Origin of the sequence: Streptomyces sp. NPDC058955 (genome assembly GCF_042741435.1) — a bacterium.
Classification (GTDB): domain Bacteria; phylum Actinomycetota; class Actinomycetes; order Streptomycetales; family Streptomycetaceae; genus Streptomyces.
Genome location: NZ_JBHYKM010000008.1, coordinates 17,494 through 39,681 on the forward strand (window position 1 = coordinate 17,494; position 22,188 = coordinate 39,681).

Below are 22,188 nucleotides of genomic sequence, written 5' to 3' on the forward strand. Positions count from 1 at the left end.
TTTCCCGTCGACCACTTTGCTCAACCCCCCCACGGGTTTGTCTGGTGGGGGGTGTTTGTGGGGGGGACGGGGGGCCGGCGCACCTGACACCAACTCGGCCCCCCGGACTCCCGTCAGACCTCTTCGACGCTGCTCGGCTCGCGCCGGGACAGGTCGATGCCGAGCTCCTCCGCTGCGCGGAAGACGTCCTCGTCGGTGTCGCGCATCTCGATGGACATGCCGTCCGAGGACAGCACCTCCACGTTGAGGCACAGGGACTGCATCTCCTTGATGAGCACCTTGAAGGACTCGGGGATGCCGGGCTCAGGGATGTTCTCGCCCTTGACGATGGCCTCGTAGACCTTCACGCGGCCGGTCACGTCGTCGGACTTGATCGTCAGCAGCTCCTGGAGGGCGTACGCGGCGCCGTAAGCCTCCAGCGCCCACACCTCCATCTCACCGAAGCGCTGGCCACCGAACTGGGCCTTACCACCCAGCGGCTGCTGGGTGATCATCGAGTACGGACCGGTCGAACGCGCGTGCAGCTTGTCGTCGACCAGGTGGTGCAGCTTGAGGATGTACATGTACCCGACCGAGATCGGGTCCGGGAACGGCTCGCCGGAGCGGCCGTCGAACAGGCGCGCCTTACCGGTCGGGAGCACCATGCGCTCGCCGTCGCGGTTCGGGATGGTGTGCTGGAGCAGACCGGCGAGCTCGTCCTCACGGGCACCGTCGAAGACCGGGGTCGCGACGTTGGTGCCGGGGGCGACCTGGTCGGCGCCGATGGCCTGCAGGCGCTGCGCCCACTCGTCCGCGAGGCCGGAGACGTCCCAGCCGCGGCTGGCGAGCCAGCCGAGGTGGATCTCCAGGACCTGTCCCGGGTTCATTCGGGACGGGACACCCAGCGGGTTGAGGATGATGTCGACCGGGGTGCCGTCCTCGAGGAAGGGCATGTCCTCGATCGGGAGGATCTTGGAGATGACACCCTTGTTGCCGTGGCGGCCGGCGAGCTTGTCACCGTCGGTGATCTTGCGCTTCTGGGCGACGTAGACGCGGACCAGCTGGTTCACGCCCGGGGGAAGCTCGTCGCCCTCCTCGCGGTCGAAGACGCGGACGCCGATGACCTTGCCGGTCTCGCCGTGCGGGACCTTCAGCGAGGTGTCACGGACCTCACGGGCCTTCTCGCCGAAGATCGCGCGGAGCAGGCGCTCCTCCGGGGTCAGCTCGGTCTCGCCCTTGGGCGTGACCTTGCCGACCAGGATGTCGCCGGCGACGACCTCGGCACCGATGCGGATGATGCCGCGCTCGTCGAGGTCGGCGAGGACCTCCTCGGAGACGTTCGGGATGTCCCGGGTGATCTCCTCGGGGCCGAGCTTGGTGTCACGGGCGTCGACCTCGTGCTCCTCGATGTGGATCGAGGAGAGGACGTCGTCCTGCACGAGGCGCTGCGACAGGATGATCGCGTCCTCGTAGTTGTGGCCCTCCCACGGCATGAACGCCACGAGCAGGTTCTTGCCGAGCGCCATCTCGCCGTCTTCGGTGGCGGGACCGTCGGCGAGGACCTGGCCCTCGATGACGTGGTCGCCCTCGGAGACGACGACCTTCTGGTTGACCGAGGTGCCCTGGTTCGAGCGGGAGAACTTGTGCAGGCGGTACGTGTTGTACGTGCCGTCGTCGTTGGCGACCGTGATGTAGTCGGCCGACAGCTCCTGGACGACACCGGCCTTGTCGGCCTTGAGGACGTCACCGGCGTCGGTGGCACAGCGGTACTCCATGCCGGTGCCGACGAGCGGGGCCTCCGCCTTGATGAGCGGGACGGCCTGGCGCATCATGTTCGCGCCCATGAGGGCACGGTTGGCGTCGTCGTGCTCGAGGAAGGGGATCATGGCGGTCGCGACCGACACCATCTGGCGCGGCGAGACGTCCATGTAGTCCACGTCCGACGGCTCGACGTAGTCGACCTCGCCGCCACGCTTGCGGACCAGGACGCGCGGCTCGGTGAACTGCAGGTCGTCGTTGAGCGCGGCGTTGGCCTGCGCGATGACGAACCGGTCCTCCTCGTCGGCGGTGACGTAGTCGACCTCGTCGGTGACCTGGCCGTCGACGACCTTTCGGTACGGCGTCTCGATGAAGCCGAACGCGTTGACGCGGCCGTACGAGGCGAGCGAACCGATCAGACCGATGTTCGGGCCTTCGGGGGTCTCGATCGGGCACATGCGTCCGTAGTGGGACGGGTGCACGTCTCGGACCTCGAAGCCGGCCCGCTCGCGGGAGAGACCACCGGGGCCCAGCGCGGACAGACGACGCTTGTGCGTCAGACCCGAGAGCGGGTTGTTCTGGTCCATGAACTGGGACAGCTGGCTGGTGCCGAAGAACTCCTTGATGGAGGCGACGACCGGCCGGATGTTGATCAGGGTCTGCGGCGTGATCGCCTCGACGTCCTGGGTGGTCATCCGCTCGCGGACGACGCGCTCCATACGGGCCAGACCCGTGCGGACCTGGTTCTGGATGAGCTCGCCGACGTTGCGCAGACGACGGTTGCCGAAGTGGTCGATGTCGTCGGTCTCGACGACGATCTCGTTGCCGTTCTCGCCGATCGTCTCGGTCTCGCCCGCGTGGAGCTTCACGAGGTACTTGATCGTGGCGATGATGTCGTCGGTGGTGAGGATGCCGGCGTCGAGCGGCTCGTCGGCGCCGAGCTTCTTGTTCACCTTGTAGCGGCCGACCTTGGCGAGGTCGTAGCGCTTCGGGTTGAAGTAGAGGTTCTCGAGCAGCGTCTGAGCGGCCTCACGGGTCGGCGGCTCGCCCGGACGGAGCTTGCGGTAGATGTCGAGCAGCGCGTCGTCCTGGCCCTGGGTGTGGTCCTTCTCCAGGGTGGCGCGCATGGACTCGTACTCGCCGAACTCCTGGAGGATCTGCTCGGTGGTCCAGCCGAGGGCCTTCAGGAGGACGGTGACCGACTGCTTGCGCTTGCGGTCGATGCGGACGCCGACGAGGTCACGCTTGTCGATCTCCATCTCCAGCCAGGCACCCCGGGACGGGATGATCTTGGCGGAGAAGATGTCCTTGTCGGACGTCTTGTCGATGGAGGAGTCGAAGTAGACGCCCGGGGAGCGGACGAGCTGCGACACGACGACACGCTCGGTGCCGTTGATGACGAAGGTGCCCTTGTTGGTCATGAGCGGGAAGTCGCCCATGAAGACCGTCTGGGACTTGATCTCGCCGGTCTCGTTGTTGGTGAACTCGGCGGTGACGAAGAGCGGGGCGCCGTACGTGAAGTCACGGTCCTTGCACTCGTCGATGGAGTTCTTCGGCGGCTCGAAGCGGTGGTCGCGGAAGGTCAGCGACATCGACCCGGAGAAGTCCTCGATCGGGGAGATCTCCTCGAAGATCTCCTCCAGACCGGACTTCGTGGGGACGTCCTGTCCCGACTCAAGGGCAGCCTCGACGCGAGCCTTCCAGGCGGCGTTGCCGAGCAGCCAGTCAAAGCTCTCGGTCTGCAGCGCGAGGAGGTTCGGAACCTCGAGGGGCTCCTTGATCTTTGCAAAGGAGATGCGCAGCGGGGCGGTGCTTGCGCCGGTGTTCATGTTGTTCGAGGCGTTGCGCGAGGCGGCCAAGAGGGGGTCCTTCCGAGGGCTCGGACTCACTACGCGCGTACCGGTCCCCAGCAACGCTTCACGGCAGACGTTTCCTGAAGTGACCAAAAGGCCAGGTCAGACGGGGTCGGTCCACGAAGCTGATGCGAAGGTATGCCCCTGGTGACGGGCAGGGGGCAGCTAACAGGCAGCGCAAAGGGTCAGTGTAGCCACTTGGCTCACTGATGTCCAGGGCGACTGCTTCGCGACCCTCGTTGCTCTCAACTCCGCGGTACTCGCGCCGTGCGGCGCACCTCGATACTGCCCGTTCGGTCGTCGATCCATGCCTCGGAAACGGATCGTTGTGACGACGCGTCCTGAGAATTGCGCGCGGCGTGCCGTTCGTCAAGGCCCCCGCCCGCGAGCGGCGCACGGCGAAGATCACCATACTCCGCTTCCGGAGACCCGTACGACCCCCGCCACGCGGGTCCCGGGAACGCCGAAAGGCGACCACCCAGATGGATGATCGCCTTTCGTACCGCGAGCGTTACACGCTCAGCGGTGAAGAGTCGCTGCGCGCGACGAGGTGTTACTTGACCTCGACGGTGGCGCCGGCGCCCTTGAGGGCCTCGGCGGCCTTCTCGGCGGCGTCCTTGGCAACCTTCTCGAGGACCGGCTTCGGGGTGCCGTCGACGAGGTCCTTGGCCTCCTTCAGACCCAGGGAGGTCAGCTCGCGCACGACCTTGATGACCTGGATCTTCTTGTCACCGGCGCCGGTGAGGATGACGTCGAACTCGTCCTTCTCCTCGACCTCGGCAGCGGCGCCACCAGCGGCACCACCGGCGACGACGACCGGGGCGGCCGCAGCGGCGGTGACGTCGAACTTGTCCTCGAACGCCTTCACGAACTCGGAGAGCTCGATGAGGGTCATCTCCTCGAACTGCGCGAGCAGGTCTTCCTGAGAGAGCTTCGCCATGATGGGCGATCCTTCCACTAATTCGGCAGGTGCCGGATGTTCATGTGAGGCGGGCGTACAGACGGCCCGCTGCGACCCGCCGCGCCGTACCGGCGCCGCGGATCAATGCGCGAGCCGAATTACTCGGCACCGCCCTGCTCGGCCTGCTTGGCACGGAGCGCGTCCACGGTGCGGACGAGCTTCGACGGCAGAGCCTGGAAGAGCGAGGCAGCCTGAGACTGCTTGCCCTTGAAGGCGCCGGCCAGCTTGCTGAGCAGAACCTCGCGGGACTCGAGGTCCGCAAGCTTCTTGATGTCGTCGGCGGAGAGAGCCTTACCGTCAAGGACACCAGCCTTGATGATGAGGTTCGGGTTCTCCTTGGCGAAGTCACGCAGAGCCTTCGCCGACTCCACCGGGTCACCGGTGACGAAGGCGACCGCCGTCGGACCAGCGAAGTGGTCGTCCAGCGCGGTGATCCCAGCCTGGTTGGCCGCAATCTTGGTCAGCGTGTTCTTCACCACGGCGTACTGGGCGTTCTCACCGAGAGAACGACGCAGCGTCTTGAGCTGCGCGACGGTGAGACCCCGGTACTCGGTCAGCACCGCGGCGTTGGAGCTCTGGAACGCGTCCGTGAGCTCGGCCACCGATGCAGCCTTGTTGGGCGTCGGCATAGTGCGTCAGCCTCCTTCCGGGTGATGAGGACCGCTCAGAAGGGGCTGAACAAACGAAAACGCCCCGGGCGCAGGCGCACGGGGCTTAGCTCGACCTGATCGGGGTGAACCGAACCGGGAACTCTTCCACAGTCACCTGCGCGGGTCGCTCGCATCTCTCAGCGAATCCTTCGGCCACCGCGCCCTGACGGGCACAGCGACGACCAGCGGTCTTTGGCTTCTGTGGAAGCGTACGTGACGTCGGGCGTCAGGGGCAAATCAGCCCTCGGCGCCCGCGGCGTCCTCGGCGTCCTTCAGGCCCTCGCCCATGTCCTTGAGCATCTGGAACAGGTCGACGGTCTCGTCGGCCGGCGGGGCCTGGACGGCGGCCTTGGTGCCGTAGTCGCTGTAGTCGGCGCGGATGTTCACCTTGCCCTCGTCCATCTCCATGGCGATGTCCATGCGGGCCGGGTAGCCGTTCCCGTCGACCCAGACCTCGGTGTCGTAGCCCTTGAGACCGGTCTTCTTCACGTTCTCGACGAGCTGGGCGTGCTCCTCCTTGGAGAGGAGCTTCGAGGACTCGTTCGCCGCCAGCATCTGCTCGAAGGTGAGCGTGCCCTTGTAGTGCTCGGTCTCCATGCCGTTGACCTTCTCGGCACCGACGTGCTTGAGGTCCGGGGAGTCGAGCAGCAGGGCGAGCTGCTGGGCCGGGTCCTGGTTCATCTGGTCCAGGTTGCCGGTCATCTGCTTCTGGAGGGCCTTGTCGCCGGAGGCGTCGGCGGCCGCCTTCATGTCCAGCTTCATCCAGCGCTTGCCGTCCATCTCGGCGGCCTGCTTCTCGCCCATGTCCATGCACATGACGTTGCCGAGCATCAGCATGCGCATCTGCTCGGGGGCGTCCGGGCCGCCGGCGCTCAGCATGGAGCCCTTGATCGTGTAGTCCGCGACCATGGGGTCCCAGCCCTGCACGCCGGACATCTCCATCGTCCCGGACTCGGCGCCGACGCCCTCCATGCTCAGGGTCATCTTGACCTTGGCCGCCTTGGCCGCCGAGGTCTTCTCGTACGCCGCCGTCAGCACCTGCGTGACGTCCCCGGCCTTCGCCGCGCCCGCCGCCTTGCCGTCGCCCTCGTTACAGCCCGCGAGACCCGCCACGAGGCCCGCGGCGGTGAGCGCGACGCCGGCGCGCTTCCAGGTCGACTTGCCCATAGGTGTTCCCCACCCCTTGATCTTCGTCTTTGCGATCTTCGACTTTGCGTTCTCTTGAACCGTAACGCACCCGTACGACAGCGAGGACGCAATAAAAGCCGCCCCCCGTTCCTCCGGAGAGGAACGAGGGGCGGCTTGGGGACTGACTGCGTCAGAGCCGGAAGGCTCAGACCGCGGCCGGGTCCTCCTCGACGAGGAGGTTGCGGGTGCGGTTCGAGTCGACCGGGATGCCGGGGCCCATCGTGGTGCTGATGGCGGCCTTCTTGATGTAGCGACCCTTGGCGGCGGACGGCTTCAGACGGAGGATCTCCTCCAGGGCCGCGCCGTAGTTCTCCACCAGCTGCGTGTCGTCGAAGGACGTCTTGCCGATGATGAAGTGCAGGTTCGAGTGCTTGTCGACGCGGAACTCGATCTTGCCGCCCTTGATGTCGTTGACAGCCTTGGCGACATCGGGGGTCACGGTGCCGGTCTTCGGGTTCGGCATGAGACCACGCGGACCGAGCACGCGGCCGAGGCGGCCGACCTTGCCCATGAGGTCCGGGGTGGCGACCACGGCGTCGAACTCGTTCAGGCGCTGGCCCTTGGCGATCTCGTCGATCAGCTCGTCGGAGCCGACGATGTCGGCGCCCGCGGCGACCGCGGCCTCGGCACGCTCACCGGTCGCGAAGACCAGGACCCGGGCGGTCTTGCCGGTGCCGTGCGGAAGGTTCACGGTGCCACGGACCATCTGGTCGGCCTTGCGCGGGTCGACGCCCAGACGGAAGGCCACCTCGACGGTGCCGTCGAACTTGGTGGTGGAGGTCTCCTTGGCGAGACGCACGGCCTCGAGCGGGGCGTACAGCTTCTCCCGGTCGATCTTGGCGTCGGCAGCCCGGAGGGACTTGCTGCGCTTCACTTCTGCTCCTGTGATGTTTCAGGTGTGGAGTCGTGGTGCGGACCAAGCGCTGGTCCTACCACTGAGGTCACGAGGGGGGTGATCAGCCCTCGACCGTGATGCCCATGGAACGGGCGGTGCCGGCGATGATCTTCGACGCGGCGTCCAGGTCGTTCGCGTTGAGGTCGGGCATCTTCGTGGTGGCGATCTCGCGGACCTGCGCCTCGGTGATCTTGGCGACCTTGGTCTTGTGCGGCTCGCCGGAGCCCTTCTCCACGCCCGCGGCCTTGAGGATCATCTTGGCGGCCGGCGGAGTCTTGGTGATGAAGGTGAAGGAACGGTCCTCGTAGACCGTGATCTCCACCGGGATCACCCAGCCACGCTGCGACTCGGTCGCGGCGTTGTAGGCCTTGCAGAACTCCATGATGTTGACGCCGTGCTGACCGAGCGCGGGGCCGACCGGCGGGGCCGGGTTGGCCGCACCGGCGTTGATCTGGAGCTTGATGAGCCCCGTGACCTTCTTCTTCTTGGGAGGCATTGCTCTCTCCGGGTCCTAGTGAGAGTTTTCAGCCGATCCATCGGTTAAACGGTCTGGCGGAATACCCCACACAGATACCGGTTTTGGCGGCGCTCCCACAACCCGACCCGGTCTGCGGGGTTGTGAGAGCCCCTCTGACCTGTCCGGAAATCTGTGCTGGATCCCGAGAACGATCAGTTCTTCTGGATCTGGTCGAAGCTGAGCTCGACCGGGGTCTCGCGACCGAAGATCTCGACGAGGCCCTTGACCTTCTTCGAGTCCGGGTTGATCTCGTTGATCGTGGCCTGGAGGGTGGCGAAGGGGCCGTCGGTGACGGTGACCGAGTCGCCGACCTCGAAGTCGAGGACCTGGACCTCCAGCTTGCGGGCCGGAGCCGGCTTGCCCTCGGCCTCGGCGGCCTCGCGGGCGGCCTTCTCCTCGGCCTCCGGGGCGAGCATCTTGACGATCTCGTCCAGGGTCAGCGGGTACGGGTCGTAGGCGTTGCCCACGAAGCCGGTGACGCCGGGGGTGTTGCGGACGACGCCCCAGGACTCGTTCGTCAGGTCCATGCGGACGAGGACGTAGCCGGGGAGCTTGTTCTGCTTGACGTTCTTCCGCTCGCCGCCCTTGATCTGGACGATCTCTTCCTCGGGCACCTCGGCCTGGTAGATGAAGTCCTCGACGTTGAGCGAGACGGCGCGCTGCTCCAGGTTGGCCTTCACGCGCTTCTCGTAGCCCGCGTAGGTGTGGATGACGTACCACTCGCCGGGCAGGGTGCGCAGTTCCTCGCGGAGGGCGGCGACGGGGTCGACCGGGGCGGCCGGCTCGGCCTCCTCCTCGGTCTCCTCGACCTCGACGGCCTCGTCCTCGTCGGTCTCCTCGACCTCGTCGGCGAGCTCGGACTCGTCGTCCTCGGCGTCCTCGACGGCGGAGTCCTCGGCGGCCTCGTCCGCCGCGGCGTCCGCAGCCTCGGCCTGGTCCTCGTCCTCGTCGGCGGCCTCGATGACGTCCAGCTCGTCCTCGGCGGGCTCGGACTCGAAGGCGTCGTTCAGGTTCGCGTCAGACACGGTGGCTGCTTCTTCCTGCGATACAGATGGGGTGGAACAAAAAGTCAGCCGAAGACGTACTTGACTGCTTCCTGGAAGCCAAAGTCAATCACGGTGACCAGGCCGATCATCACGACCACGAAGACGATCACGACGGTGGTGTACGACGTCAGCTGGCTGCGGGTGGGCCAGACGACCTTGCGGAGCTCCGCGACGATCTGGCGGTAGAAAACGGCGAGACGGCCCAGGGGGCCCTTCTTCCCGCGCTTGCCGCCCTTGCGGCTCTTCTTCTTCGACTCAGCGGAGGCGTCGTCTTCGGCATCAGGCATGTCGATGGAGCCTACGGCGTCCGTCACGATCTCTCACCTGATTCCGGGTCGGCCGTGCCGCGCCCGGGTGGAGCCGCACGGCGGTGCAATGAAGTACGTACATGCGCACAACACCTGGCGGTGTGTGTAGCAGGGCCGGAGGGACTTGAACCCCCAACCGCCGGTTTTGGAGACCGGTGCTCTACCAATTGAGCTACGACCCTTTGCGGTGTCCCCCAACCTACCCCATCAGTGATCGGGTCGGTGCGGGCCAACGAGGAGTGAGTGTACGTGGTCTTGGGGCCTCACGTCGAACAGGAACCCCGACGACCTGCCGACGGGCCCCTTCCCGACCGGTATCGACCGCTCCTGTCCGCTCCCTGAAACCTGCGTGCCGGGCCGGGAAACGGTCTGGGACGATGGCCGTATGAGCGCTGCTACCCCTCCCACCGAGCGTCGGGTCTCCGCCCGGATCGGTGCGATCTCCGAGTCCGCCACCCTCGCCGTCGACGCCAAGGCAAAGGCCCTCAAGGCCGCCGGGCGCCCGGTGATCGGCTTCGGTGCCGGTGAGCCCGACTTCCCGACCCCGGACTACATCGTCGACGCGGCCGTCGAGGCCTGCAAGAACCCGAAGTACCACCGGTACACGCCGGCCGGCGGCCTGCCCGAGCTGAAGGCCGCGATCGCCGCCAAGACGCTCCGCGACTCCGGCTACGAGGTCGACGCCTCGCAGGTCCTGGTGACCAACGGCGGCAAGCAGGCGATCTACGAGGCGTTCGCCGCGATCCTCGACCCGGGCGACGAGGTCATCGTCCCCGCCCCGTACTGGACCACCTACCCGGAGTCGATCCGCCTCGCCGGCGGTGTCCCGGTGGAGGTCGTCGCCGACGAGACCACCGGCTACCGCGTCTCGGTGGAGCAGCTGGAGGCGGCCCGCACGGAGAAGACGAAGGTCGTCCTCTTCGTCTCCCCGTCGAACCCGACCGGCGCCGTCTACAGCGAGGCCGAGACCGAGGCGATCGGCCGCTGGGCCGTCGAGCACGGCCTGTGGGTCCTCACCGACGAGATCTACGAGCACCTGGTCTACGGCGGTGCGACCGCCGCCTCGCTGCCGGCGGTCCTGCCGGAGCTGCGCGACAAGTGCATCGTGGTCAACGGCGTCGCCAAGACGTACGCGATGACGGGCTGGCGCGTGGGCTGGATCATCGGCCCGAAGGACGTCGTGAAGGCCGCGACCAACCTGCAGTCGCACGCCACCTCCAACGTCTCCAACGTGGCCCAGGTGGCCGCGCTGGCCGCCGTCTCCGGGAACCTGGACGCGGTCGAGGAGATGGGGCGGGCCTTCGACCGCCGCCGCCAGACCATCGTGCGGATGCTCAACGAGATCGAGGGCGTCGTCTGCCCGACCCCCGAGGGCGCGTTCTACGTGTACCCGTCGGTGAAGGGCCTGCTCGGCAAGGAGATCCGCGGCAAGCGCCCGGAGACCTCGGTCGAGCTGGCCGCGCTGATCCTGGACGAGGCCGAGGTCGCGGTCGTCCCCGGCGAGGCGTTCGGCACCCCCGGCTACTTGCGCCTGTCGTACGCGCTCGGCGACGAGGACCTGGTCGAGGGCGTGTCCCGGATCCAGAAGCTGCTGGCCGAGGCCCGCGACTGACCGAGCCGTACAGGGCGGGCCCCGGTTCCTCCGGAACCGGGGCCCGTTTTTGCGTTCGGTCGGGTATCGATCGGGGAATCGCCGTGCATACCGCCAATCGGGTAAGGCAGGATCGGGCGATGGAGCACCCCCGCGATCTCACCCTGTTGCCCAAGGCCCACCTGCACCTGCACTTCACCGGTTCGATGCGGCCCTCGACCCTCCTCGAACTGGCCGACAAGTACGGGGTGCACCTGCCCGAGGCGTTGAAGAGCGGTACGCCCCCGCAGCTGCGGGCGACCGACGAGCGCGGCTGGTTCCGCTTCCAGCGGCTGTACGACATCGCCCGCTCCTGCCTGCGGTCCCCGGAGGACATCCAGCGGCTGGTGCGGGAGGCGGCGCAGGAGGACGTGCGGGACGGTTCGGGGTGGCTGGAGATCCAGGTGGACCCGACCTCGTACGCGCCGCACCTGGGCGGTCTGATCCCGGCCCTGGAGATCATCCTGGACGCGGTCGACTCGGCGGCCCGGGACACCGGGCTCGGGATGCGGCTGCTGGTCGCCGCCAACCGCATGAAGCACCCGCTGGAGGCGCGGACGCTCGCGCGGCTCGCGGTGCGGTACGCGGACCGGGGCGTGGTGGGCTTCGGACTCTCCAACGACGAGCGCCGGGGCATGGCCCGTGACTTCGACCGGGCCTTCGCGATCGCCCGCGAGGGCGGTCTGCTCGCGGCCCCGCACGGCGGCGAGCTGACCGGCCCGTCCTCGGTGCGGGACTGCCTGGACGACCTGCGGGCGGCCCGCGTCGGGCACGGCGTACGGGCGGCGGAGGACGAGCGGCTGCTGCGGAAGCTGGCCGAGCGGGGCGTGACCTGCGAGGTGTGCCCGGCGTCGAACGTCGCGCTGGGCGTGTACGAGAAGCACGAGGACGTCCCGCTGCGGACCCTCTTCGAGGCGGGTGTGCCGATGGCGCTGGGCGCCGACGACCCGCTGCTCTTCGGCTCCCGGCTGGCGGCCCAGTACGAGATCGCCCGCCGCCACCACGGCTTCACGGACGCGGAGCTGGCGGAGCTGGCCCGCCAGTCGATCCGGGCCTCGGCGGCCCCGGAGGACACCCGGGAGAAGCTGCTGTCCGGGGTGGACGACTGGCTGGCCGCGCCGGTGGCGTGACTAGAGGCTGACGCCGACCGTCACGGGCTCGTTGACGAGGGTGACGCCGAAGGCGGCGTGGACGCCGGCGACGACCTCACGGGCGAGGGCCAGCAGGTCCTCCGTGGTCGCCTCGCCGCGGTTGGTGAGGGCGAGGGTGTGCTTGGTGGAGATCCGGGCGGGCCCGGAGCCGTACCCCTTGGTGAAGCCCGCCTTGTCGATGAGCCAGGCGGCGGAGGTCTTGGTGTGGCCGTCGCCGGCCGGGTAGGCGGGCGGGGCGACGTCGGGGCCGAGCCGGTCGGCGACGCGCGTGAGGAAGGTCTCGTACTCCGCCGCCGTGAGGATCGGGTTGGTGAAGAAGGAGCCGGCGGACCAGGTGTCGTGGTCCTCGGGGTCGAGGACCATGCCCTTGCCGGCGCGGAGCCTCAGCACGGTCTCGCGGGCGTGGGCGAGCGGCACCCGCTCGCCGGCCTCGACGCCGAGGGCGCGGGCGGTCTCCGGATAGGCGATCGGCGCGGAGAGCCCGCCGGCGTCCTCCAGGGCGAAGCGGACGCGCAGCACGACGTACCGGTCGGGGTGCTGCTTGAAGAGGCTGTGGCGGTACGAGAAGGCGCACTCGGCGTTGGTGAGGGTGACGGTCTCCTCGGCCCGGCGGTCGTAGGCGACGACCTCGGTGATCGTGGCGGAGACGTCCTGGCCGTAGGCGCCGACGTTCTGGATCGGGGTGGCACCGGCCGAGCCGGGGATGCCGGCGAGGCACTCGACGCCGGCGAGCCCGGCCTCGACGGTGCGGGCGACGGCGTCCGTCCAGACCTCGCCCGCGGCGAGTTCGAGGCGGGTCCCGTCGCGGGAGAAGCCGGTGGTGGCGATGTGCAGGGCGGTGCCCTCGAAGCCCTTGTCGCCGATGACCAGGTTGGAGCCGCCGCCGATGACGAGCAGCGGGGTCCCGGCCGCGTCGGCCTCGCGGACCGCGGCGATCACCTCGTCGTCGGTGGTGGCCGTGACGAGCCGGGTGGCGGGGCCGCCGAGCCGGAAGGTGGTCAGGGGGGCGAGGGGGGCGTCCTTGAGCTGCTGCACGGGCTCAAGGGTACTCACGTGAGTACGCCGCCCCCCTGACCGAAGGCGTCGGTCAGGCCAGGCGTACGACGGCCCGGCTCATGCCCAGCACCTTCTGGCCCGCGCTGGTCGCGGTGAGGTCCACCCGGACCCGGCCGTCGTCGAGCTTGGCGGCGACCTTGGCGGAGACCTCGATCACGGCGCCGACGCCGTCGTTCGGGACGACGACCGGCTTGGTGAAGCGGACGCCGTACTCGACGACGGCGGCGGGGTCGCCGGCCCAGTCGGTGACGACGCGGATCGCCTCGGCCATGGTGAACATGCCGTGGGCGATGACGTCCGGGAGGCCGACCTCGACGGCGAACTTCTCGTTCCAGTGGATCGGGTTGAAGTCCCCGGAGGCGCCCGCGTACTGGACGAGGGTGGCGCGGGTCACGGGGAAGGTCTGCGCGGGCAGCTCGGTGCCGACCTCGACCTCGTCGTAGGCGATCTTCGCGGTCATGGTCATGCCTCCTCGGGGGCGCGGGAGACGAGCTTGGTCCAGGCGGTGACGACGTGCTCGCCGGTCGCGTCGTGGACCTCGCCGCGGATGTCCAGGATGTCGTTGCCGGCCAGCGACTTGATCGCCTCGATGGTGGAGGTGACCGAGAGGCGGTCGCCGGCGCGGACGGGCCGGGTGTAGGCGAACTTCTGGTCGCCGTGGACGACGCGGCTGTAGTCGAGGCCGAGCTGCGGGTCCTCGATCACCTGGCCGGCGGCCTTGAACGTGATGGCGAACACAAAAGTCGGAGGGGCGATCACATCGGGGTGGCCGAGTTCCTTGGCCGCCTCGGTCTCGGTGTAGGCGGGATTCGCGTCGCCGATCGCCTCGGCGAATTCGCGGATCTTCTCGCGGCCGACCTCGTAGGGCGCGGTGGGCGGATAGGTCCGTCCCACGAAGGACTGGTCGAGCGCCATGCCTCGATACCTCCTGTGATGTGGTGCCGACAAACGCCACGAGGCCGCCCCCTGGTGGGGACGGCCTCGTGAACGAGCCTGATTAGCGCGTCTCGCGGTGCGCGGTGTGCGAGTTGCAGCGGGGGCAGTGCTTCTTCATCTCAAGACGGTCCGGGTTGTTACGCCGGTTCTTCTTGGTGATGTAGTTCCGCTCCTTGCACTCCACGCAGGCCAGCGTGATCTTCGGGCGGACGTCGGTGGCAGCCACGTGAGTGCTCCTTGACGGACGGATGGATGGATGGGCGCACCCCCGCACTCGAAAGTTTGGGGGAGCATGAAAGAGTAGCCGATCGCAGGACCGACCCCACAATCGGCTACCGTGTGTAGCGGTGACCGGACTTGAACCGGTGACACAGCGATTATGAGCCGCTTGCTCTACCGACTGAGCTACACCGCTTTGATGTCGGTAGCCCCGCCCGAAGGCGGGATTCCCTACACCAGAGCCCCAATACGGAATCGAACCGTAGACCTTCTCCTTACCATGGAGACGCTCTGCCGACTGAGCTATTGGGGCGAGCGAGGAAGACATTACACGGTCTGCGGCCCATCACCCAAATCCGTTTCGTCCGCCCGCCCGGGCGGGCCGTCACCCCCGCCCCGTACGCCACTCGTGGACTCATCGGTACGACTATTGCGCTCCTCCTCGAAGGCGGCGCCGCCCGCCCCTAGGCTCTGCCCCACGCTGCGTGATCTCGATCTTGGTGACTTGGTGAGGAGCCCGATGTCGGCCGACAGCAAGCAGCCCCGTCAGCCCTCGGACGACGGGGGGCGCGCGGCGACCGAGGACGCGAACTCGCTCCTGCTGTCGAACGCGCGGCTGACCGACGGACGCACCGTGGACGTGCGTCTCGTGCGGGGCCGGATCGAGGCCGTCGGCACCGCGGGGAGCCTGAGCACCGCCGGCGCCCGGGTGGACCTGGCCGGCCATCTGCTGCTGCCGGCGCCGGCCGAGCCGCACGCCCACGCCGACACGGCGCTCTCCGCCGACACCCCCGGCCCGGTCTCGTACGCCCCCGAGGAGGTGCAGCGGCGGGCCACCGAGGCGGCGCTGCTCCAGCTCGGCCACGGGGCGACCGCGCTGCGGGCCCATGTGCGGATCGGCGGGGTGGACGCGCTCGGCCCGCTGGAGGCCGTCCTCCAGGCCCGGCGCTCGCTGCGCGGCCTGGCGGACCTGACCGCCGTGGCGGTCCCCCGGCTGCTCACCGGGGCGGCGGGCGCGGACGGGCTGGCGATGCTGCGGGACGCGGTGAAGATGGGCGCCGGGGTGGTCGGTGGCTGCCCGGACCTGGACCCGGACCCGACGGGGTACGTGGAGGCGGTGCTGGAGGTCGCGGCCGAGCACGGGGTGCCGGTGGACCTGCACACGGACGGCGACGACCCGGCGCGGCTCGCCCGGTTCGCGGCGATGGCGGGCGGGCTGCGGCCCGGAGTGGCGATCGGCCCGTGCGCGGGGCTGGCCAGGCTGCCGGAGGACGTGGCGGGCCGGACGGCGGACCGGCTGGCGGCGGCGGGCGTGACGGTGGTCTGCCTGCCGCAGGGCGGCTGCGCGGGGACCGAGCGGCGGGGTACGGCCCCGGTGCGGCTGCTGCGGTCGGCGGGGGTGCGGCTGGCGGCCGGCAGCGGCTCGCTGCGGGACACGGCGAACCCGGTGGGGCGCGGGGACCCGCTGGAGGCGGCCTTCCTGCTGGCCTCGCAGGAGGGGCTCGACCCGGCGGAGGCGTACGGGGCGGTGAGCGCCGCGGCGCGGCGGGCGATGGGCCTTCCGGAGGTACGGGTGGAGGCCGGTTTCCCGGCGGAGCTGGTGGCGGTGCGGGGCGAGCGGCTCGCGGGCGTGCTGTCGCTGGCGTACAGCCGGATCGTGGTGCACCGGGGGCGGGTGGTGGCGCGGACGAGCGCGGTGCGGGAGTACTGCGACTCGGCGGCGGCCCTCGACCTGCCCCGCCAGGCCAGGACCGATCCGGGAGGCCCGGCGGCCCGCTGAGCCGTACGGTCGGAACATGCGCATCGTCATCGCTGGAGGACACGGTCGGATCGCCCTGCGCCTGGAGCGGCTGCTCTCGGCGGGCGGACACGAGGCGGTCGGGCTGATCCGCCGCCAGGAGCAGGCGGAGGACCTGCGGGCGGCGGGCGCGGAGCCCGTCGTGCTGGATCTGGAGTCGGCTTCGGCGGAGGAGGTCGCGGAGGTCCTGCGGGGCGCGGACGCGGCCGTCTTCGCGGCGGGCGCGGGCCCGGACAGCGGGGCCGCCCGCAAGGAGACGGTGGACCGCGCGGCGGCGGTCCTGTTCGCGGACGCGGCGGAGCGGGCCGGGGTCCGGCGCTTCGTGGTCGTCTCGTCGATGGGCGCGGACGCCCACCACCCGGGCGACGACGTCTTCGACGTCTACCTGCGGGCGAAGGGCGCGGCGGACGACGCCGTCCGGTCCCGGACGGGCCTGGAGTGGACGATCCTGCGCCCCGGCATGCTCACGGACGACGCCGGCACGGGCCTGGTCCGCCTGGAGGCCGCCACGGGCCGCGGCCCGGTCCCCCGCGACGACGTGGCGGCGGTCCTCGCGGAGCTGGTGGACTCCCCCGGCACGGCCGGCCTGACCCTGGAACTGGTCTCGGGCTCGACCCCGATCGGGGTGGCGGTCACGGACGTGGCCGGCAACTGACCGCGGGCCCGCCCCCGGAAACGAGTGAAGGTCCCCGGTGCGAACACCGGGGACCTTCTTCACGTGGCGACGCCAGGATTCGAACCTGGGTAGGCTAAGCCGACGGATTTACAGTCCGCTCCCATTGGCCACTCGGGCACATCGCCATGGGTTGCTGCCTTGGTTCACCGCTGTTCTGCGGTGTTCCCCGGCAACGACGTAAACAATACCTGATCCCGCGGGGTGGTTCGCCACCGGATGGAGCGACGGGTGATCAGAGGTTCGGGCGGTGGCTCACCCCCTAGGCTTTGGGGGTACCCCACAGCACCCGAGCAAGGAGCCACTAGTCATGGCCGACTCCAGTTTCGACATCGTCTCCAAGGTCGAGCGGCAGGAGGTCGACAACGCCCTCAACCAGGCCGTGAAGGAGATCTCGCAGCGCTACGACTTCAAGGGAACCAACGCCTCGATCTCGTGGTCGGGCGAGAAGATCCTGATGCAGGCGAACGGCGAGGAGCGCGTGATGGCGATCCTCGACATCTTCCAGTCCAAGCTGATCAAGCGCGGGATCTCGCTCAAGTCGCTGGACGTCGAGGGTGAGCCGCAGCTGTCCGGCAAGGAGTACAAGCTCTTCGCGTCGGTCACCGAGGGCATCTCGCAGGAGAACGCCAAGAAGGTCGCGAAGACCATCCGGGACGAGGGCCCCAAGGGCGTCAAGGCGCAGGTGCAGGGCGACGAGCTGCGGGTCAGCTCGAAGAGCCGGGACGACCTGCAGGCCGTGCAGGCGCTGCTCAAGGGCAAGGACTTCGACTTCGCGATCCAGTTCGTGAACTACCGCTGATCCCGCGTCCGGCCGGTCAGGGTCGTGTCCGGAAGCCGCCAGCCGTGCGGCGGCGGGGCTCGCACACTGGAGGCATGGACGACATCACCGTGTACGCGTACGCCGACGGCCCCCTGGGCGAGATGCTGCTGACCGGGCAGGTCTCGACGGGGGGCCGCGCCGTGCTGCGGTCGCTCTCGCTGCCGGGGCAGAAGGGGGCCGTGGCGGTCGGGGACGGCTGGGTCCGCGACCAGGCGGCCTTCGCCGGGGTCGCGGCGCAGCTGGAGGAGTACTTCGCGGGGCGGCGGGAGCGGTTCGACGTGCCGCTGGCCGCGGACGCCGGGACGGAGTTCCAGCGGCGGGTCTGGGCGGCGCTGGAGGAGATCCCGTACGGGACGACCGTGAGCTACGGCGAGATCGGGCGGCGGGTCGGGGCCGGCGGGGCCGGGGTCCGGGCCGTGGGGACCGCGATCGGGCGCAATCCGCTGCTGGTGGTGCGGCCCTGCCACCGGGTGATCGGCGCGGACGGGAGTCTGCGCGGGTACGCGGCCGGGCTCGACCGCAAGCGGTCGCTGCTGGATCTGGAGGGAGCCCTCGCGTGACCGAGGGGCTGTTCCCGCGCGAGCGGGCGGAGCCGGCGCCGGGCGCGGTGCACGTGCCGGGGTGGCTGCCGGTCGAGCGGCAGCGGGAACTGGTCGAGGCCTGCCGGGAGTTCGGGCGCGGGCCGCTGGCGTACCGGCACACCGTGCTGCCCGGCGGGGGCGTGATGTCGGTGCGGTCGCTCTGTCTGGGGCGGCAGTGGGTCCCGTACCGGTACCTCGACTCCGTCGCGGTCGAACTGCCGGACTGGCTGGTCGCCTTGGGGCGGGCCGCGGTGGCCGAGGCGTACGGGGAGGACGGCGGTTTCGCGCCGGACACCGCGCTGGTGAACTTCTACGGGGACGGCGCCCGGATGGGCATGCACCAGGACAAGGAGGAGCGGTCCGGGGCGCCGGTGGTGTCGCTGAGCCTCGGCGACCGGTGCGTCTTCCGGCTGGGCAACGCCGAGGGGCGGGGGCGGCCCTGGAACGATGTGGAGCTGGGCTCGGGGGACCTGTTCGTCTTCGGCGGGGAATCGCGGTGGGTGTACCACGGCGTGCCGAAGGTGTTTCCTGGGACCGCCGATCCGTCGCTCGGGCTCACCGGGCGGCTCAACATCACTCTGCGGGAGACAGGTCGATCGTGACCACGGAAATGCGCCGGTCCCTCGGCGTCGTCGACGCCGTCGTCATCGGGCTCGGCGCCATGGTGGGCGCCGGGATCTTCGTCGCCCTCGGGCCGGCGGCCGGCGCCGCCGGGACCTCGGCCGGGCTGCTGACGGCGCTGGGTCTGGCCGCCGTGGTGGCGTACTGCAACGCGATGGCCTCGGCCCGGCTGGCCGCCCTGTATCCGGAGAGCGGCGGTACCTATGTGTACGGTCGCGAACGGCTGGGTCCCTTCTGGGGGTATCTGGCGGGCTGGGCCTTCGTGGTGGGCAAGACGGCCTCCTGCGCGGCGATGGCGCTGACCGTGGGGGCCTATCTGTGGCCGGACCAGGCGCACGCGGTCGCGGTGGCCGCCGTGGTGGCCCTGACGGCCGTCAACTACGGGGGCGTGCAGAAGTCGGCGCTGCTCGCGCGGGTGATCGTGGTGGGGGTGCTGGCGGTGCTCGCGGCGGTCGTCACGGCCTCGTTCGCGGGCGCCCCGGGGGGCCGGTCCGGGCTCGGCGGGGAGGTCACGGCGGGCGGGGTGCTCCAGGCCGCGGGTTTGCTCTTCTTCGCGTTCGCGGGGTACGCGCGGATCGCCACGCTCGGCGAGGAGGTGCGCGATCCGGCGCGGACGATCCCCCGGGCGGTGCCGATCGCGCTGGGGCTCGCGCTGGGTGTCTACGCCCTGGTCGCGGTGGCGGTGCTGGTCGCGCTCGGGCCGGTCGCGCTGGCCGACTCCGCCGCGCCGCTCGCCGACGCGGTCCGGGCGGCGGACGCCTCCTGGCTGGTGCCGGTGGTGACCGCGGGGGCGGCGGTGGCGGCGCTGGGCTCGCTGCTCTCGCTGATCCTCGGGGTGTCCCGTACGACGCTGGCGATGGCCCGGGACGGGTATCTGCCCGGCGGGCTCGCCGCGGTGCACCCGCGGTTCCGGGTGCCGCACCGGGCGGAGCTGGCGGTGGGCGCGGTGGTGGCCGTGGTGGCGGCGACGGCGGACGTGCGGGGCGCGATCGGCTTCTCGTCCTTCGGCGTCCTCGCCTACTACGGCATCGCCAACGCCTCGGCGTGGACGCTGGGCGGCCGGAACCGGGTCCTGGCGGCGCTGGGGATCGCCGGGTGCGCGGCGCTGGCCGGGGCGCTGCCGCTGGGGTCGGTGCTGGCGGGGGCGGGGGTGCTGGCGGCGGGCGTGGTGGCGTACGCGGTCAGTCGAGGACGACCCGGACACCCTCGGCCCTGAAGCCGTCGACCCATTCGCGGAAGGTGGCCGGGCGGGGCTCGGTGCGGAGCGGGGTGACGCCGAGGCAGGCGCGGGCGATGTCCGCGTGGTGCCAGATCAGGGTGCAGCCGGAGAGTTCGGCGCCGAGGGCGCGCGGGGAGCTGAAGGGGTAGGCGAGGCCGGGGCCGTGGACGGCCTCGGTGAGCGCGCAGACGAGGCCGTCCTCGTCGGTGATCCCCCGGCCGTCGAGCGTGTACGTGGCGCCGGGGACGGGTTCCGGAAGGTCGTACGAGCGGAGGCCGGCCTCGTGCCGCCAGACGGCGCGGGCGGCTCCGGTGAAGCGGCGCCAGGTGCCGGGCTCGGCGGGGCCGCGGCGGTCGTGGAAGAGGTCCCAGACCTCCCGGGTCCGCGGCGGTATCAGTCCGGTGCGGGGGAAGGCCACGGTGAGGTCGAGCAGGCCGTGGTGGCCGCGGGCGGCGTCCCAGCCGGTGACGGGGCCCGCCGTGCCCTCGTGCCGGTGGCTCCCGCTGCGGCGGAGGACCTGGTAGCGGAGCTCCTCGAAGCCCGGGGTGCCGGTGGCGAGGGCGTCGCGGAGGGCGCCGCGCGGGGAGCAGCCGAGGAAGGTGACCTCGGTGGGGAGGGGGTCGGGGCCGGGGAGCGGGATGAGGTGGGCGCAGGGGACCGCGCCGGTGGCGCCGCCGTGCAGGCGGCGCGGCGGGCCGGCCGCCTCGATGGTGACGACGTCGCCCCGGGCGTCGAGGACGCGGACGGCGGTGAACCGCCAGGGGCCGTCGGGGGTCTCGACGTCGAGGGTGCCGAGCGGGGCGGTGCCTTCGACGATGGCCTGGGTGACGGCGCGGGCCAGCTCGCCGCGGGGTTCGCAGCCGCGGAGTTCGTGGCGGAGGCGGGGGTGCGGGGCGGGGTCGCCGTAGAGGCCGTCGACGTCGTGGCAGAGGGCCAGCACGTGACGGCCGGAGAGCAGGGCGTAGCGCGGTTGGTGCACGGTGCGGCCGGCCTCAGAAGCCGGGGCGGCCGTACGCCTGGTCGGTGGGGACGATGTCCTTGCCGAGGGGCAGCAGGGAGACGGGGATGAGCTTGAAGTTCGCGATGCCGAGCGGGATGCCGATGATCGTGATGCAGAGCGCGATGCCGGTGACGATGTGGCCGATGGCGAGCCACCAGCCGGCGAGGACCAGCCACAGGACGTTGCCGACGCAGGAGGCGGCGCCGGCGTCGGGCTTGTCGACGACGGTGCGGCCGAAGGGCCAGAGGGCGTAGAGGCCGATCCGGAAGGCCGCGAGGCCGAAGGGGATGCCGATGATCGTGATGCAGAGGAGGAGGCCCGCGGCGAGGTAGCCGAGGAACAGCCAGAAGCCGGAGAGGACGAGCCATATGACGTTGAGGATGGTCTTCACGGACGGCGACCTGCCATCTCTTCGAGGCGAGCGATCCGCTCGGCCATGGGCGGGTGGGTCGAGAACATCTTGGACAGCCCCTGCCCCGGACGGAAGGGGTTCGCGATCATCATGTGGCTGGCGGTCTCGATCCGCGGCTCGGGGGGCAGCGGGAGCTGTTTGGTGCCGGCTTCGAGTTTCCGGAGGGCGGCGGCGAGGGCGAGGGGGTCGCCGGTGAGCTGGGCGCCGGAGGCGTCGGCCTCGTACTCGCGGGAGCGGGAGATGGCGAGCTGGATGATCGAGGCGGCGATGGGGCCGAGGATGACGATCATCAGGTAGCCGAGGAGGCCGGGTCCGTCGTCGTCGTTGGAGCGGCCGACGGGGATGAGCCAGGCGAAGTTGACGAGGAACATCACCACGGAGGCGAGCGCGCCGGCGACCGAGGAGATGAGGATGTCCCGGTTGTAGACGTGGCTGAGCTCGTGCCCGATGACGCCGCGGAGCTCGCGCTCGTCGAGGAGGGCGAGGATGCCCTCGGTGCAGCAGACGGCGGCGTTGCGCGGGTTGCGGCCGGTGGCGAAGGCGTTGGGGGCCTGGGTCGGCGAGATGTAGAGCCGGGGCATCGGCTGGCGGGCCTGGGTGGAGAGCTCCCGGACCATCCGGTAGAGGGCGGGGGCCTCGAATTCGCTGACGGGGCGGGCGCGCATGGCGCGCAGGGCCAGCTTGTCGCTGTTCCAGTACGCGTACGCGTTGGTGCCGATCGCGACGACGAGTCCGACGATCAGGCCCGTACGGCCGAAGAAGCTGCCGATGACGATGATGAGGGCGGAGAGCCCTCCGAGGAGTACGGCGGTCCTCAGCCCGTTGTGCCGGCGGTGCACGGTACGCCCTCCAAGTGGTGCGGCAGGGGAACCCTTTGCTTCGTGGTCCACGCGTCCAGTGGACCCTCACGTACT

At 70.2% G+C, this 22,188-nt stretch carries 23 protein-coding genes and 4 tRNA genes; 8 read left to right on the forward strand and 19 right to left on the reverse strand.

The features are described 5' to 3' along the window. Window positions 1–113 precede the first annotated feature (113 nt). The 9 genes from rpoB to ACFW1I_RS05775 form a co-directional block, all read right to left on the reverse strand. Window positions 114–3,596 (reverse strand): DNA-directed RNA polymerase subunit beta, encoded by a 3,483-nt coding sequence (gene rpoB, locus ACFW1I_RS05735; protein WP_384666382.1) that lies wholly within the window; start codon window positions 3,594–3,596, stop codon window positions 114–116. 547 nt (window positions 3,597–4,143) lie between these two features. Next, the gene (gene rplL / locus ACFW1I_RS05740; protein WP_384666384.1) at window positions 4,144–4,530 is read right to left on the reverse strand and encodes a 50S ribosomal protein L7/L12; all 387 of its coding nucleotides are present in this window, start codon (window positions 4,528–4,530) and stop codon (window positions 4,144–4,146) included. Between the two features lie 119 nt (window positions 4,531–4,649). Continuing rightward, a complete protein-coding gene (rplJ, locus tag ACFW1I_RS05745) occupies window positions 4,650–5,180 on the reverse strand; it encodes a 50S ribosomal protein L10 (RefSeq protein ID WP_384666387.1) in 531 nt (176 codons plus the stop codon). Window positions 5,181–5,438: 258 nt separating this feature from the next. Continuing rightward, a complete protein-coding gene (locus ACFW1I_RS05750; RefSeq protein WP_384666389.1) occupies window positions 5,439–6,368 on the reverse strand; it encodes a hypothetical protein in 930 nt (309 codons plus the stop codon). A 166-nt stretch (window positions 6,369–6,534) separates the two neighbouring features. Next, window positions 6,535–7,263: a 50S ribosomal protein L1 gene (gene rplA, locus ACFW1I_RS05755; RefSeq protein WP_189847014.1), complete on the reverse strand. Its 729-nt coding sequence runs from the start codon at window positions 7,261–7,263 to the stop codon at window positions 6,535–6,537. Window positions 7,264–7,345: 82 nt separating this feature from the next. Next, the gene (rplK, locus tag ACFW1I_RS05760) at window positions 7,346–7,780 is read right to left on the reverse strand and encodes a 50S ribosomal protein L11 (protein ID WP_030494213.1); all 435 of its coding nucleotides are present in this window, start codon (window positions 7,778–7,780) and stop codon (window positions 7,346–7,348) included. Window positions 7,781–7,953: 173 nt separating this feature from the next. Beyond that, on the reverse strand, window positions 7,954–8,826 hold the full coding sequence (gene nusG, locus ACFW1I_RS05765; RefSeq protein WP_384666391.1) for a transcription termination/antitermination protein NusG: 873 nt from the start codon (window positions 8,824–8,826) through the stop codon (window positions 7,954–7,956). A gap of 44 nt (window positions 8,827–8,870) precedes the next feature. After that, window positions 8,871–9,161: a preprotein translocase subunit SecE gene (gene secE, locus ACFW1I_RS05770; RefSeq protein WP_384666393.1), complete on the reverse strand. Its 291-nt coding sequence runs from the start codon at window positions 9,159–9,161 to the stop codon at window positions 8,871–8,873. Between the two features lie 103 nt (window positions 9,162–9,264). Continuing rightward, a tRNA-Trp gene (locus tag ACFW1I_RS05775) sits at window positions 9,265–9,337 on the reverse strand. Between the two features lie 203 nt (window positions 9,338–9,540). Between ACFW1I_RS05775 and ACFW1I_RS05780 the strand changes: the two genes are divergently transcribed. Together ACFW1I_RS05780 and ACFW1I_RS05785 are read left to right on the forward strand one after the other, a co-directional pair. After that, window positions 9,541–10,767 carry a pyridoxal phosphate-dependent aminotransferase gene (locus ACFW1I_RS05780; protein WP_384666395.1) on the forward strand — a complete coding sequence of 409 codons (1,227 nt, stop codon included), beginning with the start codon at window positions 9,541–9,543 and terminating at the stop codon, window positions 10,765–10,767. Window positions 10,768–10,886: 119 nt separating this feature from the next. Further along, window positions 10,887–11,915, forward strand: coding sequence for an adenosine deaminase (locus ACFW1I_RS05785; protein WP_384666397.1), 1,029 nt, complete (start codon window positions 10,887–10,889; stop codon window positions 11,913–11,915). Here the strand turns inward: ACFW1I_RS05785 and ACFW1I_RS05790 are convergent, their stop codons facing one another. The 6 genes from ACFW1I_RS05790 to ACFW1I_RS05815 all read right to left on the reverse strand — a co-directional run bounded on the left by ACFW1I_RS05790 (window position 11,916) and on the right by ACFW1I_RS05815 (window position 14,460). Beyond that, complete coding sequence (locus ACFW1I_RS05790) at window positions 11,916–12,989, reverse strand: UDP-N-acetylmuramate dehydrogenase (RefSeq protein ID WP_384666398.1); 1,074 nt, start codon at window positions 12,987–12,989, stop codon at window positions 11,916–11,918. It lies immediately after the preceding gene. Window positions 12,990–13,023: 34 nt separating this feature from the next. Next, a complete protein-coding gene (locus tag ACFW1I_RS05795) occupies window positions 13,024–13,452 on the reverse strand; it encodes a MaoC family dehydratase (RefSeq protein WP_031009344.1) in 429 nt (142 codons plus the stop codon). 2 nt (window positions 13,453–13,454) lie between these two features. Further along, window positions 13,455–13,907 carry a MaoC family dehydratase N-terminal domain-containing protein gene (locus ACFW1I_RS05800; protein ID WP_384666400.1) on the reverse strand — a complete coding sequence of 151 codons (453 nt, stop codon included), beginning with the start codon at window positions 13,905–13,907 and terminating at the stop codon, window positions 13,455–13,457. 82 nt (window positions 13,908–13,989) lie between these two features. Continuing rightward, window positions 13,990–14,154 carry a 50S ribosomal protein L33 gene (gene rpmG / locus ACFW1I_RS05805; protein ID WP_003956487.1) on the reverse strand — a complete coding sequence of 55 codons (165 nt, stop codon included), beginning with the start codon at window positions 14,152–14,154 and terminating at the stop codon, window positions 13,990–13,992. Between the two features lie 116 nt (window positions 14,155–14,270). Next, a tRNA-Met gene (locus tag ACFW1I_RS05810) sits at window positions 14,271–14,343 on the reverse strand. Window positions 14,344–14,387: 44 nt separating this feature from the next. Next, window positions 14,388–14,460, reverse strand: a tRNA-Thr gene (locus ACFW1I_RS05815). Window positions 14,461–14,667: 207 nt separating this feature from the next. Between ACFW1I_RS05815 and ACFW1I_RS05820 the strand changes: the two genes are divergently transcribed. Both ACFW1I_RS05820 and ACFW1I_RS05825 read left to right on the forward strand, forming a co-directional pair. Then, window positions 14,668–15,927, forward strand: coding sequence for an amidohydrolase family protein (locus tag ACFW1I_RS05820; protein WP_384666401.1), 1,260 nt, complete (start codon window positions 14,668–14,670; stop codon window positions 15,925–15,927). Window positions 15,928–15,943: 16 nt separating this feature from the next. Continuing rightward, window positions 15,944–16,600 (forward strand): NAD(P)H-binding protein, encoded by a 657-nt coding sequence (locus ACFW1I_RS05825; protein WP_384666403.1) that lies wholly within the window; start codon window positions 15,944–15,946, stop codon window positions 16,598–16,600. 64 nt (window positions 16,601–16,664) lie between these two features. Here ACFW1I_RS05825 and ACFW1I_RS05830 read toward each other — a convergent pair. Then, window positions 16,665–16,746: transfer RNA gene (locus ACFW1I_RS05830), tRNA-Tyr, on the reverse strand. A gap of 182 nt (window positions 16,747–16,928) precedes the next feature. On the opposite strand from ACFW1I_RS05830, the gene ACFW1I_RS05835 reads away from it, so the two are divergent. The 4 genes from ACFW1I_RS05835 to ACFW1I_RS05850 all read left to right on the forward strand — a co-directional run bounded on the left by ACFW1I_RS05835 (window position 16,929) and on the right by ACFW1I_RS05850 (window position 19,859). Then, complete coding sequence (locus tag ACFW1I_RS05835; protein ID WP_031009290.1) at window positions 16,929–17,420, forward strand: YajQ family cyclic di-GMP-binding protein; 492 nt, start codon at window positions 16,929–16,931, stop codon at window positions 17,418–17,420. Window positions 17,421–17,494: 74 nt separating this feature from the next. After that, window positions 17,495–18,001 carry a methylated-DNA--[protein]-cysteine S-methyltransferase gene (locus tag ACFW1I_RS05840; RefSeq protein ID WP_384666405.1) on the forward strand — a complete coding sequence of 169 codons (507 nt, stop codon included), beginning with the start codon at window positions 17,495–17,497 and terminating at the stop codon, window positions 17,999–18,001. Further along, on the forward strand, window positions 17,998–18,624 hold the full coding sequence (locus ACFW1I_RS05845) for an alpha-ketoglutarate-dependent dioxygenase AlkB family protein (RefSeq protein WP_384666406.1): 627 nt from the start codon (window positions 17,998–18,000) through the stop codon (window positions 18,622–18,624). The genes ACFW1I_RS05840 and ACFW1I_RS05845 overlap by 4 nt, the downstream gene beginning before the upstream one ends. A gap of 8 nt (window positions 18,625–18,632) precedes the next feature. Continuing rightward, a complete protein-coding gene (locus ACFW1I_RS05850) occupies window positions 18,633–19,859 on the forward strand; it encodes an APC family permease (protein ID WP_384666522.1) in 1,227 nt (408 codons plus the stop codon). Here the strand turns inward: ACFW1I_RS05850 and ACFW1I_RS05855 are convergent. The 3 genes from ACFW1I_RS05855 to htpX are packed head-to-tail and all read right to left on the reverse strand — an operon-like array spanning window position 19,825 to window position 22,113. Then, entirely contained in the window at window positions 19,825–20,841 is a 1,017-nt protein-coding gene (locus ACFW1I_RS05855; protein WP_384666407.1) for a hypothetical protein, read from the reverse strand. The genes ACFW1I_RS05850 and ACFW1I_RS05855 overlap by 35 nt on opposite strands. A gap of 13 nt (window positions 20,842–20,854) precedes the next feature. After that, window positions 20,855–21,253, reverse strand: a complete 399-nt coding sequence (locus tag ACFW1I_RS05860; protein WP_384666409.1) for a YccF domain-containing protein — start codon at window positions 21,251–21,253, stop codon at window positions 20,855–20,857. Continuing rightward, complete coding sequence (gene htpX / locus ACFW1I_RS05865) at window positions 21,250–22,113, reverse strand: zinc metalloprotease HtpX (RefSeq protein ID WP_384666410.1); 864 nt, start codon at window positions 22,111–22,113, stop codon at window positions 21,250–21,252. The genes ACFW1I_RS05860 and htpX overlap by 4 nt, the downstream gene beginning before the upstream one ends. Window positions 22,114–22,188 lie beyond the last annotated feature (75 nt).